The organism is Nostoc sp. LEGE 12454 (assembly GCF_056620565.1).
Genome location: NZ_JBWQXL010000097.1, coordinates 1 through 4,529 on the forward strand (window position 1 = coordinate 1; position 4,529 = coordinate 4,529).

At 44.7% G+C, this 4,529-nt stretch carries 1 protein-coding gene and 1 pseudogene; both read left to right on the forward strand.

Going from position 1 to position 4,529, the window contains the following annotated elements; translation table 11 throughout:
- Positions 1–128 precede the first annotated feature (128 nt).
- Positions 129–392 (forward strand): annotated as a pseudogene (locus AC1F2U_RS34445) (phosphopantetheine-binding protein); the annotation flags it as partial.
- A gap of 239 nt (positions 393–631) precedes the next feature.
- Positions 632–4,489, forward strand: coding sequence for a non-ribosomal peptide synthetase (locus AC1F2U_RS34450; protein ID WP_480265229.1), 3,858 nt, complete (start codon positions 632–634; stop codon positions 4,487–4,489).
- Positions 4,490–4,529 lie beyond the last annotated feature (40 nt).

Below are 4,529 nucleotides of genomic sequence, written 5' to 3' on the forward strand. Positions count from 1 at the left end.
TCGCCAACGCAAACATCGCCTTCACCATGATCCAATTACCGCAATACAAGGTTTGGTCAATCAACATACAGAAATTCTCTCTGTGCTTGAGTCTCAAGCCCTAAAATACCAATTAGATAGCTAGGGGACTAGCACAGGTAAGCGTTCATGACAACTTCTTTGAGCTTGGTGGACATTCTTTACTAGCAACTCAAGTGATTTCACGGTTACGCAAAGCCTTTGCTTTTGAGTTACCCCTGCGTTACTTATTTGATAGTCCGACCATTGCCGAACTAGCTGAACGAGTTATTGCTCAACAATTTGAGCAAGCGGAACGTGACGCACTAGAGCAGATTTTAGGTGAGGTTGATGAGTTATCAGATGAGGAACTGAAGCAGCAGTTACTTTTGTAAAGAAGGCAGGAGGCAGAGGGCAGAAGGCAGAAGGGAAGAATTTGAACGGGGCTTTAACCCCGCCCAATTCTTGTCCACCAAATCAGAGATTATGGTGGGGGACTCAGACCCATGTTCCCTCTGGTCACGGGCAGAAGGCGAAAACAGTATTCCTCCTGCCTCCTGCCTCCTGCCCTCTGCCTTTCTTGTTGAATACCACATAGTTGACTTGTATTTCACTTATTCTACGGAACAGTTTCATGAGCGATTTGCTACAACGTCTTAACAAACTCTCACCAGAAAAACGAGAACTCGTATTGAAAAAGCTTCGATCGCAACAGCTAATCTCTGCAACAGACAATGATACTCAAGCTCCCCCAATTTTACCAGTTACTAGAGAGCAAGCAATTCCTCTGTCTTTTGCCCAAGCAAGACTGTGGTTTCTTGACCAACTGGACAAAGAGAGTTTTGACTACAAAGTGCCTAGCCTGTGGCAAGTGACCGGATGCCTTGAGGTAGCCGCCCTAGAACAAGCGATGGTCCAAATTATCCAACGTCACGAAGTCCTACGTACCACTTTTGTCAGCATGGATGGTTCCCCAGTGCAGGTAATTAATCCTCACTTAGCCATGTCTCTGTCTGTGGTAGATTTAGAACATTTACCAGCAGAGGAGCAGTTTTCCCAAGTACGGCAATTAGCGACACAGGAGGCGCAACGCCCTTTCGATCTGGCAAACGATTGCTTGCTGCGATCGTTGCTGCGCCTGGGCAAAAAATTCCATGTACTGCTAATTGTAATGCACCACATCGTTTGTGATGGTTGGTCGATGGAGATATTCGCCCGCGAGTTGTCCACTCTCTATACAGCCTGCTGTGCTAAAGAGCCTTCTCCTTTACCAAAGTTACCGATTCAGTATGCCGACTTTGCCCACTGGCAGCGAAAATGGTTCAGTGGCGAAGTCTATCAAGCTAAATTTAATTACTGGCAACAACAGTTAGCTGGGATACCGCCATTATTAAAACTGCCCACCGATCGCCCGCGTCCGCCAGTGCAGACTTTTCGAGGTAGCGCCGAGTACTGTGAACTCAATCGAGAACTGACACAAAAGTTAAAGCATTTGAGCCAACAGTCAGGAACTACTCTGTTTATGACAATGCTTGCGGCATTCGCACTCTTACTATCACGTTACAGCAATCAGGAAGACATTGTTGTTGGCTCCCCGATCGCTAACCGGAACCATGAAGAAGTTGAATCTTTAATTGGCTTTTTTGTCAATACCTTGGTGTTACGCACCAACTTGCAAGGAGATCCCAGTTTTTTAGAGTTACTGGAACGAGTGCGGCACATGGCTTTAGATGCCTATGCTCACCAAGACTTGCCCTTTGAAAAACTGGTTCAGGAACTGCAACCAGAGCGTTCTTTGAGCTATCATCCCTTATTCCAGGTCATGTTTGCTTTGCAGAATGCGTCTATGGGAGAACTGCAACTACCTGGTCTGAAACTTAGTCCTTTGAAATGGGAATACACTACAGTTCAGTTCGATTTAGCACTAACAATCAAGGAAACTGAGCAAGAACTGATAGCGGAATGGGAATATAACAGTGATTTGTTTGATAGTAGTACCATTGTGCGGATGATGGGACATTTCCAGACGTTGTTAGAGAGCATCGTTGCTAATTCCCAGCAACCTGTGACAGCATTACCTTGGCTAACGGCCGATGAGAAATATCAGCTACTCATTGAGTGGAACGATACTCAAACCGAGTATACCGCAGGTTTATGTATCCATGAGATATTTGAGCAGCAAGTAGAGCGATCGCCTGATGCTGTGGCCGTAATGTTTGAGAATACTCAGTTGACTTATCAGCAGTTGAATACCCGTGCCAATCAACTAGCGCACTATCTGCAAAATTTAGGAGTAAAACCAGAGGTACTAGTCGGTATTTGCGTCGAGCGTTCTTTAGAGATGATAGTGGGAATGCTGGGGGTTCTCAAGGCTGGCGGGGCTTATGTCCCTTTAGATCCGCGATTACCTACTGAACGATTAGCTTATATGTTGGATGATTCTCAAATGTCGGTTCTGTTAACTCAACGACATTTGGCGGACTCATTGCCGAAGAATCAGGCACAGGTCATTTATTTAGATACTGATTGGCAAGCTATCGCTACTGAAAGTGAGGAAAATTTAGTCACCGACGTTAAATCAAGTAATTTAGCTTATGTAATTTATACTTCTGGATCTACAGGGAAACCAAAAGGCGTAACGATTGAACATCAGTCGTTGGTGAATTTCATTGCGGCAACAACGGTTTTGTATGAACTCAACAGTAGCGATCGCATCTTACAATTTTCATCTATCAGTTTTGATTCAGCAGTTGATGAAATCTATAATCCCCTCAGTTGTGGTGCAACACTGGTGCTACGTACCGATGAAATGTTGAATGCCTCCACATTTGTCCAAAAATGTCACGAATGGCAACTGACAGTATTAGAACTACCAACGGCTTACTGGCATCAGTTGATATCTGAATTAGCTGCGACCAATGAAGCTCTACCTAGATCATTACGACTGGTGATTGTTGGGGGAGAAGAAATGCAGATGGAAAAAGTCAAACTGTGGCAAAGGTTTATAGATGAAGGATTGCGTCGCTACAACCTAGAAAAACCCCCACTATTAATTAACGCATATGGCCCCAGTGAAGCAACGATAGCAGTAACCAACTATAAATTGTCAGAATTAGTATTAGAAGATACACAGTTGCCAGTATTTATCGGCCGACCCATTAGTAATGTCCAAATATACATCCTAGATCGATGCCTCCAACCTGTACCCATTGGTGTAGTGGGTGAATTGTATATTGCTGGGAAATGTTTAGCTAGAGGCTACCTTAACGCAAGAGAGTTAACAGCAGAGAAATTTATCCCAAACCCCTTTGGTCGAATCAGAGGAGCAGGGGAGCAAGGGAGCAGGGGGGAAACAGAAGACCAATCCTCTAATTCCGAACGCCTTTATAAAACAGGCGATCTAGCCCGTTACTTACCAGATGGAAATATTGATTTTCTAGGTCGAGGTGACACTCAAGTAAAAATTCGAGGCTTCCGAATCGAACTAGGCGAAATTAAGGGGGTATTGAACCAACACCCTCAAGTGCAAGAAACCACAGTCATTGTCCATGAAGATAGCTTTGGTAACAAACGTCTTGTAGGCTATGTTGTTGCCAACCAAAATCCACCTACAGATGATGAATTACGCCGCTTCCTCAAACAAAAGCTACCTAATTATATGATGCCCTTTGCTTTTGTGATGCTGGATGCTCTGCCTATTACCTCCACTGGCAAAGTAGATCGCCGCGCCCTGCCCGCACCGGATATGGAACTTAGGATGAAAGCCAGTTTTGTTCCTCCCCGTAATACTCTAGAACTGCAACTGGTGGAAGTGTGGGAGGAAATTTTAAATGTCCATCCTATCGGAATCCGGGATAACTTTTTTGACCTCGGTGGTCATTCTTTGTTGGCTATCAGCCTCATAGCTCGGATTCAGCAGCAATTTGGCAAAACTCTGCCCTTAGTATCAATCTTCCAAGATGCAACTGTTGAATACTTAGCAAATCTTCTTCATCAACAAGCCGATTCTCCTTGTTGGTCTACACTGGTTCCACTTCAGGCGAAAGGCTCTAAACGACCTTTGTTCTGCGTTCATCCGGGTGGTGGCACGGTCCTATGGTATCGCGATTTGGCTTATCATCTCGGTTTAGAGCAGCCATTTTATGGATTGGAATCACAAGGTTTAGATGAACAACAGAAACCTCGCGATCGCGTCGAAGACATGGCAGCTGATTATATCCAAGCGATACAAACTGTGCAACCACAAGGCCCTTACCAAATTGGAGGCTGGTGTTTTGGTGGTTTGGTAGCCTTTGAAATGGCTCATCAACTGCAAAGACAAGGACAGCAGGTGTCTTTTTTGGGGTTGATAGATGTGGATGCTCTGATGACTCATGAAGAATACCAAGAACAAGATGATGTCACTGGCGTCACCGTGCCAAAACGGGAAAATTGTACGCTAAGGCTGAAACTTATATTAGATAAGCATTTCAGCGATACTTATTTTCTTTAACCCGCAAAGGACGCAACTGGTCAAAACTGGTAGCCTGCTT